At 73.2% G+C, this 24,613-nt stretch carries 17 protein-coding genes and 1 other RNA gene; 2 read left to right on the top strand and 16 right to left on the bottom strand.

What is annotated here, in order from left to right; translation table 11 throughout:
- Positions 1-394 precede the first annotated feature (394 nt).
- From E6R18_RS18895 to ftsE, 12 genes are all read right to left on the bottom strand, one after another.
- Entirely contained in the window at positions 395-2,773 is a 2,379-nt protein-coding gene (locus tag E6R18_RS18895) for a UvrD-helicase domain-containing protein (protein ID WP_136318073.1), read from the bottom strand.
- A gap of 474 nt (positions 2,774-3,247) precedes the next feature.
- The gene (locus tag E6R18_RS18905; protein ID WP_136318074.1) at positions 3,248-3,820 is read right to left on the bottom strand and encodes a GNAT family protein; all 573 of its coding nucleotides are present in this window, start codon (positions 3,818-3,820) and stop codon (positions 3,248-3,250) included.
- Positions 3,821-3,990: 170 nt separating this feature from the next.
- The gene (locus E6R18_RS18910) at positions 3,991-5,163 is read right to left on the bottom strand and encodes a uroporphyrinogen-III synthase (RefSeq protein ID WP_136318075.1); all 1,173 of its coding nucleotides are present in this window, start codon (positions 5,161-5,163) and stop codon (positions 3,991-3,993) included.
- Positions 5,164-5,294: 131 nt separating this feature from the next.
- On the bottom strand, positions 5,295-6,008 hold the full coding sequence (locus E6R18_RS18915; protein WP_136318076.1) for an MFS transporter: 714 nt from the start codon (positions 6,006-6,008) through the stop codon (positions 5,295-5,297).
- Between the two features lie 130 nt (positions 6,009-6,138).
- The gene (locus E6R18_RS18920; RefSeq protein WP_136318077.1) at positions 6,139-7,518 is read right to left on the bottom strand and encodes an acyltransferase; all 1,380 of its coding nucleotides are present in this window, start codon (positions 7,516-7,518) and stop codon (positions 6,139-6,141) included.
- A complete protein-coding gene (locus E6R18_RS18925) occupies positions 7,515-9,710 on the bottom strand; it encodes a glycosyltransferase (RefSeq protein ID WP_136318078.1) in 2,196 nt (731 codons plus the stop codon). Before E6R18_RS18925 ends, E6R18_RS18920 begins: the two co-directional genes overlap by 4 nt.
- The gene (locus E6R18_RS18930; RefSeq protein ID WP_136318079.1) at positions 9,711-10,388 is read right to left on the bottom strand and encodes a hypothetical protein; all 678 of its coding nucleotides are present in this window, start codon (positions 10,386-10,388) and stop codon (positions 9,711-9,713) included. It abuts the gene before it with no gap.
- Positions 10,389-10,751: 363 nt separating this feature from the next.
- Positions 10,752-11,139, bottom strand: a transfer-messenger RNA (tmRNA) gene (gene ssrA / locus E6R18_RS18935).
- A 122-nt stretch (positions 11,140-11,261) separates the two neighbouring features.
- Positions 11,262-11,750 (bottom strand): SsrA-binding protein SmpB, encoded by a 489-nt coding sequence (gene smpB / locus E6R18_RS18940; protein WP_136318080.1) that lies wholly within the window; start codon positions 11,748-11,750, stop codon positions 11,262-11,264.
- Between the two features lie 18 nt (positions 11,751-11,768).
- Positions 11,769-12,956 (bottom strand): S41 family peptidase, encoded by a 1,188-nt coding sequence (locus tag E6R18_RS18945; RefSeq protein WP_136318081.1) that lies wholly within the window; start codon positions 12,954-12,956, stop codon positions 11,769-11,771.
- Between the two features lie 68 nt (positions 12,957-13,024).
- Positions 13,025-13,942 (bottom strand): permease-like cell division protein FtsX, encoded by a 918-nt coding sequence (gene ftsX / locus E6R18_RS18950; protein ID WP_136318082.1) that lies wholly within the window; start codon positions 13,940-13,942, stop codon positions 13,025-13,027.
- 23 nt (positions 13,943-13,965) lie between these two features.
- Positions 13,966-14,655, bottom strand: a complete 690-nt coding sequence (gene ftsE / locus E6R18_RS18955; protein ID WP_026242629.1) for a cell division ATP-binding protein FtsE — start codon at positions 14,653-14,655, stop codon at positions 13,966-13,968.
- Positions 14,656-14,923: 268 nt separating this feature from the next.
- Here ftsE and E6R18_RS18960 point away from each other — a divergent pair, with 268 nt between their 5' ends.
- On the top strand, positions 14,924-15,121 hold the full coding sequence (locus E6R18_RS18960) for a hypothetical protein (RefSeq protein WP_136318083.1): 198 nt from the start codon (positions 14,924-14,926) through the stop codon (positions 15,119-15,121).
- Positions 15,122-15,207: 86 nt separating this feature from the next.
- Here the strand turns inward: E6R18_RS18960 and E6R18_RS18965 are convergent, their stop codons facing one another.
- The 4 genes from E6R18_RS18965 to E6R18_RS18980 all read right to left on the bottom strand — a co-directional run bounded on the left by E6R18_RS18965 (position 15,208) and on the right by E6R18_RS18980 (position 20,561).
- On the bottom strand, positions 15,208-15,915 hold the full coding sequence (locus tag E6R18_RS18965; RefSeq protein WP_136318084.1) for an LPXTG cell wall anchor domain-containing protein: 708 nt from the start codon (positions 15,913-15,915) through the stop codon (positions 15,208-15,210).
- Between the two features lie 304 nt (positions 15,916-16,219).
- Positions 16,220-17,326 (bottom strand): peptide chain release factor 2, encoded by a 1,107-nt coding sequence (gene prfB / locus E6R18_RS18970; protein WP_136318085.1) that lies wholly within the window; start codon positions 17,324-17,326, stop codon positions 16,220-16,222.
- 91 nt (positions 17,327-17,417) lie between these two features.
- Positions 17,418-18,659, bottom strand: coding sequence for a protein kinase (locus E6R18_RS18975; protein ID WP_136318086.1), 1,242 nt, complete (start codon positions 18,657-18,659; stop codon positions 17,418-17,420).
- 207 nt (positions 18,660-18,866) lie between these two features.
- A complete protein-coding gene (locus tag E6R18_RS18980) occupies positions 18,867-20,561 on the bottom strand; it encodes a serine/threonine-protein kinase (protein ID WP_136318087.1) in 1,695 nt (564 codons plus the stop codon).
- Between the two features lie 543 nt (positions 20,562-21,104).
- Between E6R18_RS18980 and E6R18_RS18985 the strand changes: the two genes are divergently transcribed.
- A complete protein-coding gene (locus E6R18_RS18985) occupies positions 21,105-24,557 on the top strand; it encodes an FHA domain-containing protein (protein ID WP_136318088.1) in 3,453 nt (1,150 codons plus the stop codon).
- Positions 24,558-24,613 lie beyond the last annotated feature (56 nt).

The raw sequence follows: 24,613 nt of genomic DNA on the forward strand, positions 1-24,613 counted from the left end.
CGATATTCGCACCTACCGACGAGTAGCCGTTAATGACTGTCGCAGCGCGGAAACTGTTTTCCACCATACGAGAAGTGGGGGGCGCAGTGGAACCCCTGTCCGGGAACGCGAAGAGGCGAGCGCGAAGAGGCCCGGGAACGCGAAGAGGCGAGCGTGAAGAGGCCCGGGAACGCGAAGAGGCCCGCGCCACCGGAAGGTGACGCGGGCCTCTTCTTCAGTTGAACGGCACCGACCCGCCATGCTCGCCTCGCGGCAAGTGGTCGCTCGAAGCGACTAAGGTTGGGCCCGGGGGCTTGGATCGAGCCGGTGCCACTACCAGGCTAACAAACCACCTGGAAAAGTGATTCCCCCAGCGCGGGTCGGCCGCGAAAGGCCACCGAGCGGCCCCGGGGCCTCAGTCCCTGAGCAGGTCCGGCACCCCGTCCTCGTCCGGCAGGTCCCGCTCCCCCGAGACCACCGTGAGCTGCTGCGTCGCCCGGGTCAGCGCCACGTACAGCACCCGCAGCCCCGCCGGGGACTCGTCCGCGATCTCCGCCGGCGAGACGACCACCGTGGCGTCGTACTCCAGGCCCTTCGCCTCCAGGCTGCCCAGCGCCACCACCCGCTCGCCCAGCTCAGCGAGCCACTCGCGGGCCTGCGCGCGCCGGTTCATCGCCACGACGACGCCGACCGTGCCGTCCACCTCGCCGAGCAGCCGCCGCGCCTCCTCGCGCACGGTGCCGGCCAGGTCGCCGCCGCGCACGGTCTCGAAGCGCGGCACCACGCCCGTGGAGCGGACCGCCGCCGGGGACTCCATGCCGGGCATCGCGAGCGCCAGCACCCTCGCGGCCAGCTCGGCGATCTCCGCCGGGTTGCGGTAGTTGACCGTCAACGTGAAGTGCCGGCGCGGACGGTTGCCCAGCGCCTCGTCACGGGCGGCCGACGCCTCGTCCGGGTCGGACCAGGAGGACTGGGCCGGGTCCCCGACGATCGTCCAGGTGGCGTGCCGGCCGCGCCGGCCGACCATCCGCCACTGCATGGGCGTGAGGTCCTGCGCCTCGTCCACGATGACGTGGGCGTACTCCGTGCGCTCGGCCGCGAGCCGTTCGGCCCGCTCCCACTGGGTCTCCTCGCGCCTCGGCATCAGCTCCTCCAGGCCGGTGAGCTGGTCCAGCGGGTCCGCCTCGCGCTTGCGCTTGGGGCGGCTGGGGGTGCCGAGCAGCGTCTGGAGCTCGTCCAGGATCGCCACGTCATGGACCGAGAGCGGCCCCTGTCCCGCCTCGTCCAGGCGCTTGAGGGAGCGCGCGAGCCGGCGCACCTCGCCCTGGTTCAGCGTGCGCCGCGACCACCGGGCGAGCCGCTTCTCGTCAGCCATCGCCGCGAGCACCCCGCGCGGGGTGAGCTCGGGCCACCAGGCGTCCAGGAACGCGAGGAACGGCGTGTCGGTGGACACGTCCTCGTCGAAGGAGGAGCGCAGCTCGGCCGCCAGCTGGGGGTCGGTGTAGCGGCCCCGGCCGGAGGAACGGTTCCACAGCGCGTCGAGCAGCAGCCGGCGGGCGCGCGGGCGCAGCAGGTTGACCGGTGCGGTGCCGCTGAGCACGTTGTTGCGGATGCGCCGCAGCTCGTCCTCCAGCAGCTCGACGCGGGCGCCGAAGGCCACCACCCGCAGCCGGGTGGGCGTGCCGGTCCGCTGCGGGGCCTCCTCCTCCCCGAACTCCAGCTGCCCGTCACCGGACGCGGTCGGCCGGGCCGCGGGCTGCTCCAGCGCGCCGCGCGCCGCCTTGCGCAGCACCGGGAGCATCCGCGAGGAGCCCTTGATCCGGGCGACGGCCGGCTCGTCGTAGGCGGTGGCGCCCTCGGGCCCCGCCGCCTCGTCGGAGAGCGAGCCGACGGCGCGGATCGCGACCTGGCCCTCCTCGCCGAGCGAGGGCAGCACGCCTTCGGTGTACGCGACCAGCAGCGGCGTCGGCGAGACGACGAGGATGCCGCCCGCGTAGCGCCGCCGGTCCTGGTAGAGCAGGTACGCGGCCCGGTGCAGGGCGACCGCGGTCTTGCCGGTGCCGGGGCCGCCGGAGACCTCGGTGACGGAGGCGGCGGGCGCCCGGATCACGAGGTCCTGCTCGGCCTGGATGGAGGAGACGATGTCCCGCATGGTGTGGCTGCGGGCCTGCCCGAGCGCCGCCATCAGGGCGCCGTCGCCGACGACCGGGAGCTTGTCGCCGCCCAGGTACGCGGTCAGCTCGGGGCGCATCAGGTCGTCCTCGACGCCGAGGACCCGGCGGCCCTTGGAGCGGATGACGCGGCGGCGGACCACCCGGCCCGGCTCCTTGGGCGTCGAGCGGTAGAACGGCGCGGCGGCCGGGGCGCGCCAGTCGATGACGAGCGGGGCGTAGTCGGAGTCGAGGACCCCGATGCGGCCGATGTGCAGCGTCTCGGCGATGTCGGCGGTGCCGTCCGGGCGTACGACGTCGTCGGCGGGTTCGACGGAGGTGAAGGCGCCGTCCGGGCCGCGTTCGCCGTCCTTGCCGAGCAGCAGGTCGATCCTCCCGAAGAGGAAGTCCTCGAACTCGCTGTTCAGCCGGTTGAGGTGGATTCCGGCGCGGAACACCTGGGCGTCGCGCTCGGCGAGCGCCCCCGGCGTCCCCACCTGGCCGCGTTTGACGGCATCGTTCATGAGAAATTCCGCCTCGTGGATCTTCTCCTCAAGGCGGTGGTACACACGGTCGAGATGTTCCTGCTCGACACCGATCTCCCGGTCCCGCAACGAATCGACAGCGGCATCCTGCGCGGCCACCGAGGCCCCCTTCTGACGTGCATTGGGCAGCCGTCAACCCTATGCGACGGGGGGCCTTCGCGCACCTGCCGCCCCGCCCGCGCGGGGCGCGTCCGGATATCGATCGCGTGACGGGGCCCCGGGGCGCGCCGACGGTGCCGGGGCGGCCGCGCCAACTCCCCTCGTACGATGACCGGATGAACGCCGATGCGCGCGATGCCCGGCTCCGGGCCGGTTCCCTGGTGCTCCGCCCCTGACTGCCGGACGATCTCGGGGCGCTGCTCGACGCCTACCGCGATCCGGCGATCCGGGCGGGCTCGCGCGCACCCGTGGCGGATGAGGCGGCGGGCGCCCAGTGGCTGCGGGCCCAGGACGAGGGCCACCGCCACACGCGCGAGGCGTAGGGCCCCGTCCGGCGGATCTTCGTGGGCCCGCGACGCCTGGCACGCACTCTCGCCGCTCTCAGGCGACGCCTGGCACGTACTGTCGCCGCCCTCAGTCCTCCGCGCCCGTCACCGGACCATCGTGCAGGATGCGCTGGAACAGCCGGTGGTCGCGCCACTCGCCGTCGATGTGGAGGTAAGCCGGCGCCATGCCGAACTCCTCGAACCCGCACTTGGCGAGGACCCGCTGGGACGCCGTGTTGTCCAGCACCGTGCCCGCCTCGATCCGGTGCAGCCGCAGCTCGTCCCGGGCCAGCTCGCAGATGAGCCGCACCGCCGCCGTCGCCAGGCCCCGGCCCGCGTGCGCGACGTCCACCCAGTAGCCGAGGGTCGCGCTGCGGAACGGGCCGAGCGCCACGGCGTTGAGGTTGAACCCGCCGACCGCCCGGTCCTCGCCGTCGCACAGCACCCAGGGCATCACGCGCCCCGCCGCCCGGTCCGCGAGGAGTCCGGCCAGCCGCTCGCGCTGTCCCTCCTCGGTGTAGAAGGACTCGGGGCGCTCGGGCTCCCAGGGCTTCATGTACGCACGGCTGCGGGTCAGCGAGGCGGCGCGGGAAGCGGCGTCGGCCATCGTGGTGGGGCGGAGCCGTATCCCCGCGCCGAGCGGGTGGACGTCATCGATCATGACCGCACGCTATCCGGGCGGCCGGTGGCGTGGACGCTCGCGTGGGCGGCTGCGCGTCTCGGCTGTGGAGCGGGCCCGGCCCCGCCGCCGCACTGGACCCATGACCACCACCCGGGCCGGCCGGCCGGCCGCCCCCGCGCTCGGGCGCAGCGACGACCGGCGCGCCCCGCTCAGGAGCCGGCGTACTTGGCGTCGGCCGCCGGGTCCAGGGCCAGCCGGTAGCCGCGCTTGACCACGGTCTGGATCAGCCGGGGCGCCCCCAGCGCGGTGCGCAGCCTGGCCATCGCCGTCTCCACCGCGTGCTCGTCCGTACCGCTGCCGGGCAGGGCGCGCAGCAGGTCGGCGCGGGAGACCACCCAGCCGGGCCGGCGGGCCAGGGTGTGCAGCAGGGCCATCCCGGCGGGCGGCACCGCGCGCAGCTCGTCGTCGACCAGGACGGCGTGGCCGCGGATCTCGACGCGGTGGCCGGCGACGGGCAGCGTACGGGCGCGGGCGGGCAGTTCACGGCAGATGAGCTGGACGAGCGGGCCGAGCCGGAAGCGTTCCGGCTGGACGGTGTCGATGCCGCGCGCCTGCAACGGCACGGCGGTGACCGGGCCGACGCAGGCGGGTACGACGTCGCCGCGCAGGGCGGTCACCACCTCGGCCAGCAGCCCGCGCTTCTCTGCCCGGCCCAGCAGCGAGGCGGCGGCAGGGGCGCTGGTGAAGGTCAGCGCGTCCAGGCCGCGCGCGACGGTGAGGTCCAGGATGCGGTCGAGGGGCGCGATGTCCTCCGGCGGCATCCAGCGGTAGACGGGGACGCCGACGACCTCGCCGCCCGCCTCGCGCAGCGACTCCACGAAGCCGGGGAGGGGTTCGCCGTGCAGCTGGAGGGCGACGCGGCGGCCCCGGACGCCTTCCGCGAGGAGCCGTTCCAGCACCTCCGCCATGGACTCGGACGCCGGTGACCATGCCTCGGTCAGCCCGGCGGCGCGGACCGCGCCTTTCACCTTGGGGCCGCGCGCCAGGAGTTCGACGCCGCGCAGGGTCTCCAGGAGCCGGTCCCCGATGCCCCAGCCGTCGGCGGCCTCGATCCAGCCCCGGAAGCCGATCGCGGTGGTCGCGACGACCACGTCCGGGGCGTCGGCGATCAGTTCCTCGGTGGCGGCGAGCAGTTCGCCGTCGTCGGCGAGCGGCACGATCCGCAGGGCCGGGGCGTGCGCCACGGTGGCGCCCCGGCGCCGCAGCAGCGTGTCCAGCTCCTCCGCCCGGCGCGCGGCGGTGACACCGACCGTGAAGCCCGAAAGGGGCCCGTGCCGCGCGTCGCCGTGCTGCCCGTCGTCGTGTTGTGCGTCGTCGTGCATAAGGTCTCTACCCGGCTCTCGTCCCGCTGCTGCTCGATGGTGCGGAGGACCGAGCCTGCCAACGCCGCGTGACAGACCCGGTTCAGCCGTATTTCCCGCTCGTTACGGCGCCGGGCGCCGCCCGTTCATCATCACACCTCGGCGTGGCTGAGCTGCGGCTTCGCCGGGGCGGTCGCGGCGGGGCGAAGGTATACCGCCCAGGTGAGCGCGGAACACACCGCGTAGAAGGCGAGGAACGACCAGAACGCGGCCGTTCCCGCGCCCGAGGTCTGGAAGGACTGCCGGAAGGCCGGGTTGACGGCGAGCCCGCCGAGCGCCCCGACCGCGCCGATCAGGCCCATCGCCGCCCCGGACAGCCGCCCCCGGGCCGCCGCCTCCTCGCCGCGCAGCCCCTGGGCGAGGGCCTGGGCGTGGAAGATGCCGGGGATCATCTTGTACGTCGAGCCGTTGCCGAGCCCGGTGAGCGCGGAGACGGCCAGGAAGGCGGCGTACGAGGTCCCCGGCTTCATCACCACGAGGGCGGCGAGCGTCGGTACCAGCAGGGTGAGCGCGCTGAACACCGTCCAGTTCCGGCCACCGAACCGGGCCACCGCGGAGGTGTACGGCGCCCGGGCGAGGGCCCCGACCAGCGTCGCGGTGGAGATCAGGAAGGGCTGGCCGGCCGGGTCCACCCCGTACTCCGGTCCCATGAACAGGACCATCACCGACCACAGGGTCCACACCGAGAAGCCGATGTGCTCGGACAGGACGGAGAACCAGAGGTTGCGGCGCACGATCCGCTCGCCGCCCTGGCGCCAGAAGGTCTCGTCCTCCGGGTCCCGGTGCTCGATCCAATGGCCGGCCATCGCGCGCCTCCACCGGGTGCTCGGGGGTGTTGTCCCGAACCTGGGAAGCGCGCGTTTCGGTGCGGTGCCGCGAGGTGACCGGTGGGCAACCTTGCTCTCACCGGGCCGGGGCCGGCCCGGTGAGAAGAGGTCAGTGCCGGGCGCGGGGCCTGGCCGCCCCGTTGGGCCAGAGCCGCGGGCGGCGCTTGGCGGCGACGTCCTCGACCCAGCCGACGGCGAGGATCATCAGCCCTATCAGCGGCCAGATGAGGATCAGCGCCAGCGTGTTGTACGAGGCGTCGATGTACGTGCCGAGGTGGTCGCCGACCCACGGCACGTCCCACAGCAGGTCGATGATCGGGAAGGCGGCCATCAGCAGCAGGTTGTGCCAGAGGTAGATGGTCACCGCCCGGTTGTTGGCGAGCGTGACCAGGCTGTCCCAGGCCGCCAGCCGGCCCGGCAGCTCCCGCCAGGAGGGCGCGTACTGGAGCAGGATCACGCAGAAGCCCAGCGACCAGGTGGCCTGGGCGAGCGGGATCTCGTCCAGGTTCCAGCCCTCCTCGGTGAGGTGGCCCGAGCCCCACCACAGGGCGAAGGCCATGAGGATCGCGGCGAGCGAGACCGAGAGGTAGCGCGGAACGGTCTTCAGCAGCCCGTCGTTGTGCGCGAAGCCGAGGATCCAGCAGGAGCCGAACACCGCGAAGTCGACCAGCCCCTCACCGGCCGTGCCGGGCACGGTGACCAGGCCGGTGCCGATGACGGCGGTGAGCCCGATCGGAGCGAGCAGCGTCACCCAGGGCAGCTTCCGGAACGCCTTCAGCAGCAGCGGGGAGGCCAGCACGAACCACAGGTAGGCGCGGATGTACCAGAGCGGCCCGATCGCCTGCTCGGCCCAGGAGGTCTCCAGGAAGCCGCCCTCGGAGCCGTTCTCCCAGGGGAAGGGCGGTGTGCCGACCGGGAAGACGTAGCAGGCCAGCTTGAGGAACCACCAGATGCCCTCCTCCCGCACCGGCTTCCAGCCGAGCAGGAAGACCACCGGTACGGCGACCGCGGCGAACGCCCACATCGGCGGCAGCAGCCTGCGCACCCGGCTGCGGATGACGCTCCACGCGGGCCGCGACAGCGAGCGGGCCATCAGCGAGCCGGCCAGGGCGAACATGACGCCCATGGACGGGAAGACGACGGTCAGCCACGCCCAGCCGAAGAGGTGGAAGACCACGACACGGACCAGCGCGACGGCCCGCAGCAGGTCGAGGTAGCGGTCCCGGCCGCCCTTGGCCGGCGCCGGGGCGGGCTCCGGCTCGGGGGCGGGCGCGAGCGTCGCCGCGGGCGCCGGCTCCTGGAACCGGGGCTCCGGCTCCTGGACCCACGGTGCCGGCTCCTGGACCCAGGGCTCGGGCTGCCGGGCCCACGGCGCCGGGTCGGCCGGCGGCCGCGCCCACTCCTGCGGCCGCTGCGCCGGGAAGGGCACGGTGTGCGGCTCCCCGTGCGGCTGCTGCGGATACGCGGAGGGGTAGTCCGGGTGGGTCATGCGACGGGCCTCCGGTCGTTGCTGCGCCTGCTCTGGGAAGGCACCGAACCGGGCGCCTCGACGACCCCGGTCCGGCGCAGCTTCTGCCAGCGCAGCCGGCCGCCGGTGAGAGCGGTGATCCAGGACTGGAGCAGCACCACGTACATGAGCTGCCGGTAGAGGACCTGCTGGAGGGGCAGCGAGATCAGATGGGTCATGCGCTCCCGGTCGAGCCGGAAGGCGTACGCGGCGCAGACGAGCTGCACCCCGAGGACGCCGAGCCAGGCGATGACGGTCTTCTCGGTGGGGCCGAAGACGATCCCGTACAGCAGGAAGACGTCGATGAGGGGGGCGAGGAGCGGGGCGACGACCATGAACAGGGCAACGAAGGGCAGCCCGACGCGGCCGAAGCGGCCCGAGGGCCCGCGCTCGATGACCGCGCGGCGGTGCTTCCAGATCGCCTGCATGGTGCCGTACGACCACCGGTAGCGCTGCGACCAGAGCTGTTGGACGGTCTCCGGCGCCTCGGTCCAGGCGCGGGCGTTCTCCGCGTACACGACGCGCCAGCCGTCCCGGTGCAGGGCCATGGTGACGTCGGTGTCCTCGGCGAGGGTGTCCTCGCTCATGCCGCCGATGCGGTCCAGCGCGTCCCGGCGGAACGCCCCGACCGCGCCGGGGATGGTGGGCATGCAGCGCAGCAGGTCGTACATGCGGCGGTCGAGGTTGAAGCCCATCACGTACTCGATGTGCTGCCAGGCGCCGATGAGCGAGTCGCGGTTTCCGACCTTGGCGTTGCCGGCGACGGCCCCGACGCGCGGGTCGGCGAAGGGCTGCACCAGCTCGCGGACGGTGGACGGCTCGAAGACCGTGTCGCCGTCCATCATCACGATGATGTCGTTGCGGGCGTGCGCGATGCCGTTGTTCAGGGCGGCGGGCTTGCCCGCGTTGCGCTGGCGCACCACCCGGACGTTCGGCAGGCGCATCCGCTGGACGATGTCCGCGGTGTCGTCCGTGGAGCCGTCGTCGATCACGATGACTTCGACCGGATAGTCACTTGCCACGAGCGAGTGCACCGTGTTAGCGATGCACTTGCTCTCGTTGTACGCGGGCACCAGGACGGTCACCGGGCGGGTGAGCGGTTCGCCCCAGCGGAAGCCGCGTCCGCGGACCCGGCGGGCGTGCGCGAAGGACAGCAGCAGCATCAGCCCGAAGCGGGCGAAGACCAGCACACCGATGACCGCGAGGCCGGCCACCATCACATCGGTGATGTGGTCCGAGACGTCCACGGCGTAGACGAACGCCTTGCCCTTCCACAGGTCGAACCCGGTGACCGGGGTGTGCGCGCTGGGGGCGCCGAGGGCGTCGGTCAGGTTGGCGAACGTATAGCCCTGCTCCTGCATCTTCGGCAGGAACTTCCCCAGGGCGGTGACGGTCTGCGACCGGTCGCCTCCGGAGTCGTGCATCAGGATGATCGCGCCCTTGCCGTGCTTGGGCGTGGCACGCTTGATGATCGCCCTGACGCCAGGCCGCTTCCAGTCCTCGCTGTCGGTGTTGTTGACGACGGTGAGGTAGCCGCGGCTGCCCACGTACTGGGTGACCGGCCAGGACTTGTTGTCCATGGCGTCGGCGTACGAGGAGTAGGGCGGCCGGAACAGCGAGGTGCGGATGCCGGCCGCGCCCGCGAGCACCAGCTGGTTCTGGGACAGCTCCCAGTCGATGCGGCCGGTGGACTGGTAGGAGAGGTCGGGGTGGTTGAAGGTGTGCAGCCCGACCTCGTGGCCCTCCTTGACCATGCGCTCGACCAGGTCCGGATAGCGCGAGGCCATGGTGCCGGTGACGAAGAAGACGCCGTGGGCGTGGTACTTCTTCAGCTCGTCCAGCACCTTCGGCGTCCACTCCGGGTCCGGGCCGTCGTCGAAGGTCAGCACGATCTTGTGGTCCGGGATGCGCAGGGTCTTCGCGGGCTCGGTGGTGCTCCGTGCGTCGATGACCGGCCCGCCCTCCAGCACCTGTTCGGGCACCCGGTCGGTGGCGACCGGCGGCCGGATGCGGTGGTCGGCGAGGATTTCGCTGTGCACGTAGCCGCGCAGCATCAGCATGGCGAGCAGGGCAACGAGAAACAGGAGCGGCAGCATGTAGCGCATGGGAAGTCTGCGCCGGTTCTGCTTCTTCCTGTGGTTGTTGCGCCTGCCCCGGGGGGCAGGAGAGGTCATCTAGTTGGCGCCTTCTCGTTCTTGCGCGGGCGGGTCCGGGGACTCGGCGGTGGGAGACGTGGTGCCGGGGGCCGGCGGGTCCGGATCGGTGACCGGGGTGCCGGCGTCGGCGGGCTGCCCCGAGGCCGTCGTCTCCCCGGCCGGTGTGCTGCCGCCGCTGCTCCCGGCGGTGCCCGTGTCGCCCTTCGGCGGGACGCGGGTCGAGGCGGAGGAGCTGGCCCCCGGGGCCGTGGAGCGTTCGGTGCCGGTTCCGCCGGGCAGGGCCGCGCTGCCCTGCGGCTGCGGGGCGGACGGCGAGGTGCTGGTGCCCGTGCCGGCGGATGCCCCGGTGCTGGGGCTCGCGCCGGGCGAGGCGGGCGCCTGCACCTCTTCCGTCTTCTGGTGCTCCTCGTGGCCGGAGATCGGGAGGGACGGCGCGCTTGAGTTGCCGCCGAGCATGGCGATGACCAGGGTCACCGCGTAACAGACGAAGACCGCGGCCAGGACCCATCCGACCCGGCGCAGCGTCTTGCCGCGCCGGCCGCTCTCGTCGACGAAGACGGGGCCGTCGGAGCCATCCGGAGCGCTGGGTTCCGGGAGGAGCTCGGAGAGCTGCCGCCCCAGGCCGTCCAGCTGAATGGTGACTTCGTTCGGCTCGTGTGTGTGCCCTGCATGGGCACCTTCACGCCAAGTTTCCACTGTTGTACACACTTCCCCCACTCAGGACCGGGTGCGCACAACTGACCGGTCGTGTGTCTCCGGACGGCCCCCACCCTGCCCACGAGCCCCTTACCACGTGCACCCGGTCCATGAATGTAGCGCACGCCGGGGACAGCCCGAGCCCGCTGACCGGTGTTGTTCGTCATGAGAGATACATCTGTTTTCGAACCGTGCTGCGGCCACCGGCCCCCGCGGGTGAGCGGCGGGAGCGCGCCCCGGGCGCGCACGCCGGGCGCGCACTCCCTCACGCCGTGCGGGCCGGACCGGCCGGCACGGACGCGCGGGCGCGCAACGCGAGAACCCCGCTGCCGGGTGGCAACGGGGTCCTCGTTCACATGGGAATTGTGGAGATGGCGGGAATCGAACCCGCGTCCAACGGTGCGGAACCAGGGCTTCTCCGAGTGCAGTCCGCTGCGCTTTTCTCGGCCTCGGAGGTCACGCGGACAAGCCTCCGACAGGCCCAGTCACTGTTTGATTTCCTTCAGAGACCCGTGACCGGACTCAGAAGTTTAGATCCCTTGATGATGCCAGGATCCGGGTCGGGATCACCCCCGGGCTGACACTCCGCAGAGTCTTCGCTCAGCTGCTGATTAGGCAGCGAGGGCGAAGGCGGAGGAATCGCGCTTGGAATTGGCGATTATTGGTTGCGACATATGGTTTACGAGATCATTGCCGCTTCCTCGACTCGCTTCCCCTGCTTCGACATCCGCTGTCGAAACCGATCATCCCCATGTTGATTTTTCAAAGGTGGTACACACCCTCGCTGGGGTGCAGTGCCATCGTACGTGACCAACGCACGACGATGCCAGCGTATTCCTGCCGGACCGGCCGACGGCCGGTGCCGGGTCCCGCTCAGGCGCTCCGCTGACGGCGGCGGGCCGCCGCGACCGCGCGGTTCGTCTCCCTGGTGTCCTGCTTCTCGCGCAGCGTCTGACGCTTGTCGTACTCCTTCTTGCCCTTCGCGAGCGCGATCTCGGCCTTGACCCGGCCGTCCCGGAAGTACAGGGCGAGCGGCACGATCGTGTGACCGGTCTCCTGCGCCTTCGACTCCAGCTTGTCGATCTCGGCCCGGTGCATCAGCAGCTTGCGCTTGCGCTTGGCGGAGTGGTTGGTCCAGGTGCCCTGGACGTACTCCGGGACGTGGATGTTGTGCAGCCACGCCTCGCCGCCGTCGATCTGGACGAAGCCGTCGACCAGGGACGCCCGGCCCAGACGCAGCGATTTGACCTCGGTGCCCATGAGCACGAGGCCGCACTCGTAGGTGTCGAGGATGGTGTAGTCGTGGCGCGCCTTCTTGTTCTGCGCGATGAGCTTGCGCCCGGTGTCCTTTTCCTTAGCCATAGTGCGGCCATTTTCGCACTAAGACCCGCCCCCGAGGCCACTCAATACCGTCTCGGCCCGTTCCTGGGCCCGCGAGCTGACCGCCAGGTCCGGTGTGATGCCCTTGCCGTCGACCCCGCGCCCGGCCGGGGTGCGGTAGTGGCCCACGGTCAGCTCGGCCACCGAACCGCCGGCCAGCTTGCTCGGCATCTGGACGGAGCCCTTGCCGAAGGTGCGCGAGCCGACCGTGACCGCGCGGCCCCGGTCCTGGAGGGCGCCCGTCACCAGCTCGGCCGCGCTCATGGTGCCGCCGTCGACCAGGACGACGACGGGGCGCTCCGTGTCGCCGCCCGCCCGCGCGTACAGGGCGCGCTGCTCGCCGTGCACGTCGTACGTGGCGACCAGGCCGCCGTCCAGGAAGGCGGAGGCCGCGGTGACCGCCTCGGTGACGAGCCCGCCCGGGTTGCCGCGCAGGTCCAGCAGCACCCCGGCGCCCGCCGGTGCCCGGCGGACCGCGTCGCGCACCGCCGCGCCCGAGCCCTTGGTGAACGAGCCGACCTCGATCAGCACGGCCCCGGACGCCCCGGAGCCCTCCGCCCCGATCCGCCGCACGGTCACCGCCTCGACGGCGAGCCGGGCCCGGCGCAGCGTCTCGGTCCGGGTGACGCTCCCGCGCCGGACGCCCAGGCGCACCGTGCTCCCCGCCGTGGCGGCGGTGGCGTCACCGCGCAGCAGGGCCACCACGTCGGAGACCGGCAGGCGGTCGACGCGGCGTCCGTCGACCGTGCGGAGCAGGTCGCCGGCGCGGATGCCCGCCCGCTCGGCCGGACTGCCCGGCTGGACGCGGGAGACGGAGACCTGGCCGTCGGCGGAGCGCCGGGCGGCGAGCCCGACGCCGGTGTACGTGCCGTCGAGGGCCTGCTCGAACTCCTGGTACTCCCGCTCGTCGTAGACGGCGCCCCAGCGGTCACCGCTGCGGCTGACGACCTCCTCGGCCGCCTCCGTACCGGACTTGCCGTCGGCGACCGCCTCGGCGGCGGCCTCGGCCACCGCGTCGCGGTCGGCGGTGGCGGCCACGGACCGGGCGTGCACCGGGGGTTCCGGTTTCTCCCCGTAGGGCAGCGCACCGGTCGCGGCCCCGGCGGCGAGAACGCTCGCGAAGACCAACGTCAGGGCCGCCCCGCGGCGCAGACCGCGGGGCCCGACGCGACACTCGGGGTCCGGCATGGCGCCGATTCTAGGACAACGTCCCGGGGGCGCATGGCGGGTTGGCCACGCGCCTCACGGGGCGCACATCACACCTTCAGGTACTTGCGGAGTGCGAAGAGGGCGGCAACTGCGGGCATCAGAAGGCCGATCGCCAGCACCAGCGGCAGCTTGGTGAGGACCGCGTCCCAGCCGATGAAGTCGATGAGATTCAGCTTGTCCTGGAGGGCGAGTCCGCCGTCGATCAGGAAGTAGCGCCCGGCCAGCAGCATGACGCAGGCCAGCACGCCGCCGATCAGACCGGCGAAGGCGGCCTCCATGATGAACGGCGCCTGGATGTAGAAGCCGGAGGCGCCGACGAGCCGCATGATGCCGGTCTCCCGGCGCCGGCTGAACGCGGAGACCCGGACGGTGTTCACGATCAGCATCAGCGCGATGACGAGCATCAGCGCCATCACGAACAGCGCGGCGACGTTCATGCCGTTCATCAGGCCGAAGAGGTTGTCCAGGATGCTTCTCTGGTCCTGGACCGACTGCACCCCGTCCCGCCCGGCGAAGGCGGTGGCGACCACCTTGTACTTGGTCGGGTCGTGCAGCTTGACGCGGAAGGACTCCGGCATCTGGTCCGGTGTGATGTTGCCGGCCATCGGGGAGTCGCCGAACTCCTCCTGGTAGTGCTTGTACGCCTCGTCGGAGGACTCGTAGATCACCTTCTCCACGACGTCCATCTTGTTGAGATCGCTCTCGATCTGCTTCTTCTGCTGGGTGGTGACCGCACCCTTGGCGCACTGGACCACCGTCTCCGCGTCGCCCTTGCCGCAGAGGTAGATGGAGACGTTGACCTTGTCGTACCAGTAGTCCTTCATCGTGCTGACCTGCTCGCGCATGAGCAGCGCGCCACCGAACAGGGCGAGCGAGAGGGCGACGGAGACGACGACGGCGAAGGTCATCGTGAGGTTGCGACGGAGGCCGACGCCGATCTCCGACAGGACGAACTGGGCGCGCATGGCGTCCTTTCAGTGCTGGGTGCTCAGTGCTGGTAGCCGTAGACGCCGCGCGCCTGGTCGCGTACGAGACGGCCCTTTTCGAGCTCGATGACGCGTTTGCGCATCTGGTCGACGATGTTCTGGTCGTGGGTCGCCATGATCACGGTGGTGCCGGTCCGGTTGATCCGGTCCAGCAGCTTCATGATGCCGACGGAGGTCTGCGGGTCGAGGTTGCCGGTCGGCTCGTCCGCGATCAGCAGCATGGGCCGGTTGACGAAGGCCCGCGCGATCGCCACGCGCTGCTGCTCACCACCGGAGAGCTCGCCGGGCATCCGGTCCTCCTTGCCGCCGAGTCCGACGAGGTCGAGGACCTGCGGCACCGCCTTGCGGATCTCTCCGCGCGGCTTGCCGATCACTTCCTGGGCGAACGCCACGTTCTGGGCGACGGTCTTGTTCGGCAGCAGCCGGAAGTCCTGGAAGACGGTGCCCAGCTGGCGGCGCATGTGCGGCACCTTCCAGTTGGACATGCGCGCGAGGTCCTTGCCCAGGACGTGGACCGCCCCCGTACTGGCACGTTCCTCGCGCAGGATGAGTCGCATGAAGGTGGACTTGCCGGAGCCGGACGAGCCCACCAGGAAGACGAACTCGCCCTTCTCGATATCGAGAGACACATCCCGGAGAGCGGGACGGCTCTGCTTCGGGTAGGTCTTGGAGACGTTGTCGAATCGGATCACGGATGCACCACGGTCGGCCGGGAGTAGGTGAGCGTGACCATACGCGAACCGGGCTGACGCGTGCAGGCACGCGTACCGGGATGGGTGATTTACGGTGAAACGGCCCCGATTCCGGGGCGGCGCGGCGGGGTACGGGCCGGGGCGTGCCCGGCGGGACGGGCCGGATGGCTCGCGAGCTGGCACAGTGGTAGGGGAACGGTTGCGTTTCCGTGAGCGTTGTGCGGAGAGAAGGCTTGTGCGGCTCCGCCGCGCGGGAGGAGGAAAGCGCATGACCTATGACCGATTGGTGTGCGCGAACTGCGCGGCGCCCGTGGCCGAGGGCCGCTGCCGCGTGTGCCGGGCGAGCCGTGAGCGGATGCGGGAGCAGGGGCAGGGCCCGTTCGCCGGGATCAGCCCCGCGATGCTGGCCGTCCTGATGGTGGTGCTCCTGGGCGCCCTGGCCCTGCTGGCCCACCAGACCGTTTAACCGAACACCTGCCACCGGTCCACACGTGAGGGGCCCGGACCGCTGCGCGCGGTCCGGGCCCCTCTCGTAGCTGAGTCTCAGCGCCCTCAGGCGGCCGTGCGGCTGTTCACCAGGCGCGGCAGGATGCGGAAGCCGATGCCCCCGGCGATCATCGTCGCGGCGCCGATCAGCAGGAACGTGGTCTCGGCCGCACCGGTCTCGGCGAGCTCGTCCTTGCCCTTGCCCTGCTCGACCGGCTGGTTGCCGACCGAGTCGGTGTCGGTGTTGCCGCCGGACGCGCCGGTCTGGCCGGCGGTGGCGCTGCCGTCACCGGCGTCCGTGGGGCCCGTGGTCGGGTCCGACGACTCGGTCGGGTCCGTCGTCGGGTCCGAGGGGTCCGTAGGGACCGTCGGGTCCGTCGGGTCCGTGGTGGGATCCGTCGGGTCGGTCGGCGGGTCGCTCGGGTCGGTCGGGCCCGTGGGCGGGTCCGACGGGTCGGTCGGGCCGGTCGGCGGGTCCGAGGGGTCCGTCGGGTCCGTGGGCGGGTCCGAGGGGTCCGTCGGGTCGGTCGGCGGGTCGCTCGGGTCGGTCGGGTCCGTGGGCGGGTCCGTCGGCTCGCACCGCGGGTCGAGCGGGCTGCACGGGTCACCGTCGTCGTCACCCGGGTCGTCGGCCGACGACTGGACGCCGATGTCCACGCCCGGAACCTTGATGTTGACGGCCTGCGCCGCGCCTGCGGCGGCCAGCGAGGCACCCGCCGCGATGACCGCGCCCGCCGCTATCCGCGCGATACGTACGCGCGTCTTCTTCGTCATGTACTGCTACCCCCAGTAGCCGTTCTCGTCAGTGGAGCAGCGGTATACGGGTGTGGTCGTCCGGCAGGGTTCGCTCCGAGCGCCGGCTCACGTGGTGCCGTGGCCATGCCGCCCGCCCCCGCTCACAACCGTCCAGACGTACACACGCTGCCCCAGCACCCTTTCCAGAGTTAAGGAGAACGTCAAGGCGGTTCCGGGACCGTATGCCCGGTTTCATGGGGAGTTGACGGCGTTTCAGAGCCAGGACTGTGACGCACCCGCCACACCTTCTCCGCAATCCGGCCCGCGGGGAGCAGCCTGCCGGTTACTTCTCGCTCTGCTTGCGCCAGCGGATGCCGGCCTCGATGAAGCCGTCGATCTCGCCGTTGAAGACCGCTTCCGGGTTGCCCATCTCGAACTCCGTACGCAGGTCCTTGACCATCTGGTACGGGTGCAGGACGTAGGAACGCATCTGGTTGCCCCAGGAGTTGCCGCCGTCGCCCTTGAGGGCGTTCATCTTGGCCTGCTCCTCCTGGCGGCGGCGCTCAAGGAGCTTGGCCTGGAGGACGTTCATCGCGGACGCCTTGTTCTGGATCTGCGAGCGCTCGTTCTGGCAGGAGACGACGATGCCGGTCGGCAGGTGGGTCAGACGCACCGCGGAGTCCGTGGTGTTGACGCCCTGGCCGCCGGGGCCGGAGGAGCGGTAGACGTCGACGCGCAGGTCGGACTCGTCGATCTCGACGTGGTCCGTCTGCTCGACCACGGGCAGCACCTCGACACCCGCGAAGGAGGTCTGGCGGCGGCCCTGGTTGTCGAACGGGGAGACGCGGACGAGCCGGTGGGTGCCCTGCTCGACGGAGAGCGTGCCGTAGGCGTACGGCACCTCGACGGCGAAGGTGGTCGACTTGATGCCGGCCTCCTCGGCGTACGCCGTCTCGTAGACCTCGGTCTTGTAGTTGTGCCGCTCGGCCCAGCGCAGGTACATCCGCTGGAGCCGCTCGGCGAAGTCCGCCGCGTCCACGCCGCCGGCCTCGGCCCGGATGGTGACGAGCGCCTCGCGGGCGTCGTACTCACCGGACAGCAGCGTGCGGACCTCCATCTCGTCCAGCGCCTTGCGGACGGCCTCCAGCTCGGCCTCGGCCTCGGCCTGCGCGTCGGCGTCGCCCTCGTCCTCGGCGAGCTCGAAGAGGACTCCGAGGTCGTCGATCCGGCCGCGCAGGGCCTCGGCCTTGCGGACCTCGGCCTGGAGGTGCGAAAGCTTGCTGGTGATCTTCTGCGCCGCCTCCGGGTCGTCCCACAGGGACGGGGCGGCCGCCTGCTCCTCGAGCACGGCGATGTCCCCCCTCAGCGCATCCAGGTCCAGGACGGCCTCGATCGACCCCATGGTCGAGGAGAGGGACTTCAGCTCTTCGGAAATATCGACGACTGCCACGGGTCCAGCGTAACGGCTGTCGGCGCGTACGTTCCTCGGGCCGCCCGATCACCGCCCGCAGGGCCGTCCGGGGCGCGGGGCCCGGGGGGCCTCAGGGGGCCGCCGGGGCCGAGTTCCTGGTGTCCTGCGGACCGTCCCCCGCGTCGTCCCCGCTCAGCGCGAACCAGCCGCCCACGCCGATCCCGGCCACCAGCACGAGCGCGGCGGCGCCCAGCGTGATGCGGCGCTTGCGGATGGCGGCCGACTTGTTGCGGGCCGAGCCGGGGCGGGGCCGGCCGGGGGCGCGCGGGGCGCGGGCGGTGCCCCGGGGGCCGCCGGACAGCTCGTCGGGGGCCGGGACGCGCATGCTCGTGTGGGTGTCCCGGTTGGAGTCCGGGGACGAACCCGGCACCAGCGGTACGGCGCCGCGCCTGCGGGGCTCGTCGCCGACCGGGGTGTAGTGCTGCTCGTCGTAGCCCTGCGGGGTCTCCGGCTCGTCGTCCGGCTCGTCCACGTCCAGGGGCGGGATGCCGGCCAGGTGCGGCAGCTGCTCGCGGAGGCGGGCGGCCAGCTCGGAGGCGCGCAGCCGGGAGGCCGGCGCCTTGGCCAGGCACTGGACGAGCAGCTGCCACAGCTCGTCGGGGATGCCGGGGAGCGGGACGACGGTCTCGGTGACATGGCGGCGCAGGACCGCGCCGGGGTGGCCGCCGCCGAACGGCGTGAAGCCCGCGAGGAGCTCGTAGAGCACGGTGGCCAGCGCGTAGATGTCGACGGCGGCGCGCGGCGGCAGGCCCTCGACGATCTCGGGGGCCAGGTAGTCCGGGGTGCCGATGATCTTGGTGGTCTTGGTGCGGCGCGGGGTGTCGATGAGCTTGGCGACGCCGAAGTCGGTGAGCAGCGCGGGGTGTGCGTTGCCGGGGCCGAGCGGGCCCTCCATGTCGAGCAGGATGTTCTCGGGCTTGACGTCGCGGTGGACGACCCCGGCGGCGTGCGCGGCGGCGAGGCCGTCGGCGACGTCCGCGACGATGGCGACGGCGGCCTCGGGAGCGAGCCGGCGTTCGCGGTCGAGCCGGGTGCGCAGGTCGGTGCCGCGTACCAGGTCCATGACGAGGGCCAGGTCGTTGCCGTCGACCACGAGGTCGCGGACGGCGACGACGTGCGGATGGTCGAGCCCGAGCAGCGCGGTGCGCTCCTGGACGAAGCGGCCGACGAGCTCCTGGTCGGACGCGAGGTCCTCGCGGAGCAGCTTGATGGCCACGGGCCCCTCGGGGCCGTCCCCGAGCCACACCGTGCCGGCGCTGCCGCGCCCCAGTATCTGGTGGGCGGTGTACCGGCTGCCGATTTTCCGTGCCAAGACTGCTCCCTCAGCGGCTGGCGATGGACCCTCGCTCAACAACCCCCGATCGACAAAGTTACGCGGCGATCGGGGGGCTGTGCGCCGTGGTTGGCGCCAACCTTCACTTCTGCGGGCGAATTGCCTCGGAATTGGCCCGCGGAAGTCGACATAGCTACAGAGTTGCGCGGCCGGCCGGGGTTCTCCGGCCGGCCGGCGGCCGCCCGGTCAGGCTCCGCCGCCGCTGCCGCCCAGCCCGGAGATCCAGTCCTTCACCGTGGAGACGGCGTCGGTGATCGCGTGCCAGTAGCTCTGGCCCTCTCCGATCCAGTCCTTGAGCGGGGTCAGCTCCCAGATCAGCCAGCTCGCCACGAAGAGCAGGACCAGCGTGAACAGGCAGCCCTTGAGGCAGCCGAGCCCGGGGATCTTCATCGGGTTGGCGCTGCGCTGCCTCGGCTCGCGCGGCGGGCGCTGCGCGGGCTGCTGGGGCTGCTGGGGCGGCGCGTACGGCTGGGGCTGGGGCTGGTACTGCTGTTGCTGCGGCGGCTGGTACTGCTGCTGGGGCTGCGGCTGGTACTGCTGTTGATACTGCTGCTGCCGTTGCTGGCGCTGGGGGTACTGCTGCGGTTGTTGCTGCTGGGGGTACTGCTGCTGCCGGCGCTGCTGCTGTTGCGCCTGCGGCTGCGGCTGCTGGCGCTGGGGGCGGCGGCGCAGCGGGTCCTGGCTCGGGTCGAGGTACTGGACCTGCGTCTGCTCGTTGCGGTCGCGGGCGGCCTGGAGCTGGGACTGCCAGGGGTGCGGTTCGTCGGGGCGCGGGACGCTGTCGTTCGGCGGCACGGGCGGCAGGACGGCGGTCGGGTCGGCCTGGGAGCCGGCGCCCGGGCCGCCGCTGTGCGGCAGGACGCTGGTGGCAGCGCCCGGGTCGTACGAGCCCGCGTCGTACGAGCCCGCGTTGCTCGGCAGCACCTGCGTCGGGTCGGCCGCCCCGGGGACCTCCGGGACGGCGGTGGGCGCCGGGTCGGGCGCGAGGAGGGCCCCGACGCCGTCGGCGGCCGCGATCTGTGCGGCGTTCGCGTGCACCCCGATGCCGGCGGCGACGGTACGCAGGGCACGGGCCAGGCTCTCGGCGCTCGGCCTGCGGTCCGGGTCCTTGCTCAGGCAGCGCTCGACGACCGTCCACAGCGGCGCGGGGACGGTGCTGGGGCGGCGGGGCTCCTCGCTGAGGTGCCGGTGCAGGACTTCGAGCGCGGTGCCGCCGGCGAACGGCGGGCGGCCGGTGAGCAGCTCGTACAGCAGGATGCCGGCGCCGTAGATGTCGACGGCGGAGGTCTGCGGGCGGCCCTCGGCCGACTCCGGCGCCACGTACGCCGGGGTGCCGACGAACTCGTGGGTCCTGGTCAGGCCCGGGGAGTCGGCGAGGCGCGCGATGCCGAAGTCGGTGAGCATCGGGCGCATCTCGCCGTCGGGCTCGGAGAGCAGCACGTTGGCGGGCTTCAGGTCGCGGTGGACGACCCCGTCGGCGTGGCTGGCGGCGAGCGCGTCGGCGATCTGCGCGGTGAGCAGCGAGGCGGCGACCGGGGTGAGCGGGCCGTTGTCGCGGAGGTAGCGGTGCAGGTCGGGGCCGTCGATCAGGTCCATCACGAGGGCGAGGAGGTCGCCCTCGACGACGAGGTCGCGGGTGCGCACGATGTTGGGGTGGGTCAGCCGCAACAGGACGGACCGTTCCCGCAGGAACCGCATCACGACGTCCGCGTCGTTGGCCAGCTCCTCCTTGAGGACCTTGATCGCCACGGTCTCGCCCGGCCGGCCGGCCACGGCCGCCTCGGCGCCCGCCTCCTCGCGCTGGCGGGCACGCCAGACGGTGCCCGTGGCGCCGCGTCCCAGCGGCTCCTCGAGCAGGTACTTGCTGCCTACCGGCCGCACGTCATGCGCTCCCTGCTGGTCGTGGTGCTTGCGGTCCCCGGATGTCCCTCCGGAGTTTCCGGCCCACTCTAGAGGCTGCGCCGCGGTGGCCGGCCGGGTCGGGAAGGTTACCCGTTTGTCCGCTATCCCCAGATGTGCGCCCTCTGCTCCCCGCGCGCACCGGTCGCGGGGGAAGACGCCGGCGCGGACCGGATGGTTGCCGGGCGGGGACCGGACGCGGGCGCGGACCGGATGGTTGCCGGGCGGGGACCGGACGCGGGCGCGGACCGGATGGTTGCCGGGCGGGGACCGGACGCGGGCGCGCCGGGAGAACCGGTCATGCGGCACTTTTGGGGCCACAGCAGACCTTCCAAGATCACTTAGTGGTCACTGCCGGGCGTGTTGTCAGTGGCAGGTGCGAGGATGCCTACAGCACGACTGCGGGGTCGGGAGCCCCGCGGCGCGTGTCGAACCTGTACCGGACGACGCGTCCGTGCCGGGTGGGGGGAATCACAGGGCGTTCCCCCTGCCGGGCACCGCGCGCAGAAGGGACCGCTGACGGCGATGCAGATCCGGCTGACCGTCCTCGCGCCGCCCAGCGGCCAGACCCCGGCGCGCGCCTGCGATGTGCTGGTCACCGCCCCCGCGGGGACGGCGCTGGCCGCCGTCGCGTCCGGCCTGGCCATGGCCGTCGCCGGTCCCGACGGCTCCCTCGGCAGCGGTGCGGTGGTGCTCTTCGCCGGACGGGAGCGGCTGGACGCGCAGCGGTGCGCGCTCGGTGAACCGCCCCTGGTGGACGGGGCGGTGCTCTCGCTCCAGGCACCCGGCGAGGACGAGACGACGGACGAAGCGGTCCCCGCCCAACTGCGGGTGGTCGCCGGCCCGGACGCGGGCGGTGTCCACCTGCTGCACGGCGGCACGATCCGGATCGGCCGCTCGGCCGAGGCCGACGTACCGCTGGACGACCCCGATGTGTCCCGGCTGCACTGCGAGGTCACGGTCCGCGAGGACGGCCGGGTCACGGTGGCCGACCTGGGCTCCACCAACGGCACCTCGCTGGACGGGGCGGAGATCCGTGACCGCCCGGTCCTGCTGCATCCCGGTGCGCTGCTGCGGCTCGGCGAGTCGACGCTGCGGCTCGCCTCCGGCGCGCGTACGCCGACACTGCGGACGGCCCCGGACGGCGAGGGCCACCTGCGCGTGGCCAAAGCCCCGGCGGAGCCCGTCCCCGACCCCTCGTACGACGGCCCGGACGCCCCCGCCTCCGGCCCCGAAGGCCACTGGCCCGACCACCGCGCACCCGATTCCGACACCGGGTCCCGGCCGGGCCCGTCCGCCGGGCACCCCGGCCGCTTCCCCGAGCAGGAGGCGCCCCGGCGCGGCGGCATAGGCGCCTGGGCCCGCCGGCTCAAGGGCGGCAGGGCGGAGCCCGCGCCCGCGAGCGCCCCCGAGGCGGCCGCCCCGCCCGCCCCCGAGGCCACCTCCGCCTCGCTGCCCACCGCCCCGGAGGGCACCTGGCCCGATCCGGCGTCCGTCCTGCTGACCGCCCTGGGCCCGGGCCCCCGGCTGTGGGAGCGCGATCCCGCGCACCCGGAGGCGCTGGTGGTCCGGCTGGGCACGACCGACCGGGCCGACCTGCCCGCCGTGCCGGTGACCGTGGGGCTGCGGGAGGCCGGTGCGCTGGGGCTCGCCGGGCCCCGGGAGCGGCTGTCCGGGCTCGCCCGGTCCGTCGTGGCGCAGCTGGCCGCGCTGCACTCCCCCACCGATCTGGAGATCGTGCTGATCAGCACGGACCGGGCGCGCACGGCCGAGGAGCGGCGCCGGGAGTGGGCCTGGCTGGGCTGGCTGCCCCATCTGCGGCCGATGCACGGCCAGGACTGCCGGCTGCTGCTGGCGTTCGACCGCGACCAGGCGCTCGCCAGGACGGCCGAGCTGGTGCGCCGGCTGGACGACGGGCCGCTCGGCCCCGGCTGGGCGAGCCTGGACCCGGCCACGGTCGCCGAGGCGGCCGGGCAGTACGAGGGCCCGTTCACCGTGGTGATCGTGGACGGCGACCCGGGCGCGGCGGTGCTCCGCGAGAACACGGCCCGGCTGGCCGCGGCCGGCGCGGCGGCGGGCATCCATCTGATCTGTCTGGCCCAGACGCCGGCCGCCACCCCCACCTCCCCGGTCGCCGCGACGTACGAGGCGGCGTGCCACGCGTCGATCGCCTTCCGCGAGTGCGGGGCGGTGGGGATGCTGAGCGGCGACGTGGCGACGGCGCTGCGGCTGCTGCGCACGGCAGGCGGCCGGGCGGCGGGCCACGGCACGGTCGCGGCGGTGGACGCGGTGTCGGCCCACTGGGCCCAGCGGTTCGGACGGGCGCTGGCCCCGCTGCGCGCGGAGGGCTCGGCCGCGCTGCCGGGCCGGCAGGCCCCGGTGGCGCTCCCGCCGTCCGCACGCCTCCTGGACGAACTGGGCCTGGCCCGCGCCACCCCGGCGTCCCTGATGGCCCGCTGGGCGTCGACGGCGGACGACCAGCCGGGCGCGACGGTACGGGGAGCGGGCGACGAGGCCCGTACGGCGGCCCCGCGCGTGGGCGCCCAGCGCACGTCGGCCGAGTCCCTGGACTCCCCGGGCTCCGGGCGTTCCCGCTACCCGGGCCCCACCACCGCCGGCTCCGGCCGCACCCCGTACCCGAGCGCCGCCGAGTCCGGCCCGAGCACACGGACGGGCCCGATGCCCCAGACCGGCACCAGCACCGGACCGCGCACCGGAACCGGCTCCGGGACCAGCACCGGACCGCGCACCGGAACCGGCTCCGGGACCAGCACCGGACCGCGCACCGGAACCGGCTCCGGCACACGCACCGGCGGCCCCGCCGGCACCCCCGTCCCCCGCCCCGCCGGCACCGGCGCCCCCGTCCCCCGCCCCGCCGTCTACGCCGGGCGTCCCGTCGTCGTGCTCGGGGCCGGGCCCCGGGGCCCGGTGAGCGTGGATCTCGCCGACGAGGGGCCGCACCTGCTCATCGAGGGGCCCGGCGGCAGCGGGCGCACCGAGCTGCTGCGGGCCGTCGCCGCGTCGCTGGCGGCCGCGGCCCGGCCTGACCGGCTGGGCATCGTGCTGGTCGACGGGGCGGGCGGTGAGCGCGGCGAGAGCCTGCGCCCCTGCACCGAGCTGCCGCACGCGTTCACGCACCTGGTGGCCTCCGACCCGGTCCGGATGCGGGAGTTCGCCCAGGCGCTGGGCGGCGAGGTGAAGCGCCGCGCCGAACTCCTCGGCGGGCTGGACTTCGCCGAGTGGCACAGCCGGCACGAGGCGGGGCAGGCGGCCGTGCCCGTTCCGGCGCAGAAGACGGGCTCGGCCCACGAGGCGGCCCCGCGCCTGGTCGGGCAGCGCGCGCCCGGCGCCTCCGAGCAGCGCGCCTCCGGGCAGCGGGGCGACATCGAGGCGCCCATGAGCGGCACCCTGCGGCTGCGCCCGGCGGCCGGCCGGACCGTGGACCCGGGGCCCTCGCCGCTGCCCCGGCTGGTCGTGCTCGTGGACGACTTCGACGCGCTCATAGCCCCGGCGCTCGGCAGCCCGGGCCGGCCTGCCGCCGGTTCGGTCGTGCGGGCGCTGGAGGCGGTGGCCAGGGAGGGCGGCCGGCTGGGCATCCACCTGGTCGCGACCTCGGCCCGCCCGGACCGCACGGAGGACACCGAGCTGGCCCGGGGGGCGCGGCTGCGCATCGTGCTCGACCCGCCCGCGGTCCCGCCCTCGCCGGACGAGCCGGCGCCGGGGAGGGGCAGGCTCGGGCACCCGGACGGGAGGGTCACGCCGTTCCAGGGCGGCCGGGTGACGGGCCGCATCCCGCGCACGGCGACGCTGCGGCCGACGGTCGTCCCGCTGGAATGGGAGCGGATGGGCGATCCGCCGACCCGCCGCCCGGTCCGCGAGCTGGGCAACGGGCCGACGGACCTGGCGCTGCTCGCCAGTGCGTTGGAGAGGGCGGCCCGCTCGGTGAACGCGGAACCGCTCACGCCCCTGCACGTCTGACGGAGCCCCGACAAGCCGCCCCACCCGAAGGACGCCGGCCCGCCAAGCCGCCCCAC

This window comes from Streptomyces sp. A1277 (genome assembly GCF_004795015.1).
Classification (GTDB): Bacteria; Actinomycetota; Actinomycetes; order Streptomycetales; family Streptomycetaceae; genus Streptomyces.